This is a genomic window from Desertibacillus haloalkaliphilus, assembly GCF_019039105.1.
GTDB lineage: Bacteria > Bacillota > Bacilli > Bacillales > KJ1-10-99 > Desertibacillus > Desertibacillus haloalkaliphilus.
The window spans coordinates 1-386 of sequence record NZ_JAHPIV010000304.1 but is presented as its reverse complement, the minus strand read 5'-3'; the positions used below and the strand labels follow the sequence as shown (position 1 = coordinate 386).

At 47.4% G+C, this 386-nt stretch carries 1 protein-coding gene; it reads left to right on the top strand.

Annotated elements, in window-relative coordinates; translation table 11 throughout:
- Positions 1-386 (top strand): hypothetical protein (locus tag KH400_RS29995; RefSeq protein ID WP_217228288.1); only part of this gene is annotated, 386 nt, incomplete at both ends.

Sequence of the window (386 nt, the reverse complement as noted above, 5' to 3'; positions counted from 1 at the left end):
AAGGAGGGGAGGGAGAGGAGAGGGGGAAGAAAGGGAAGAAGGAGAGGGGAAAGGAAAAAGGAGAAGAAGGGGGGAAGGGAAAAAAAGAAAAGGAAAAGGGAAAGAAGAAAGAAGGGGGGAGAAAAAAGAAAGAAAAAAAGGGAGAAAAAAAGAAAGAAAAAAGGAGAAAAAAGAAAGAGGAAGGAAGAAAAGAGGAAGAGGGAGAAAGAGGGAGGGGGGAAAAGGAGGAAGAGAAAGGAGGGAAAAGGGAGGAGAAGGGGGAAAGAAGAAAAGGGAAGAAGAGGGGGAAGGAGAGGGGGGGGGAAAAAAGGGAGGAGAGGGAAGGAAAGGAAGGGAGGAGAGGGGGGAAAAAGGGAAGGAAGGAAAGGAAAAAAAGGAGAAGAGAG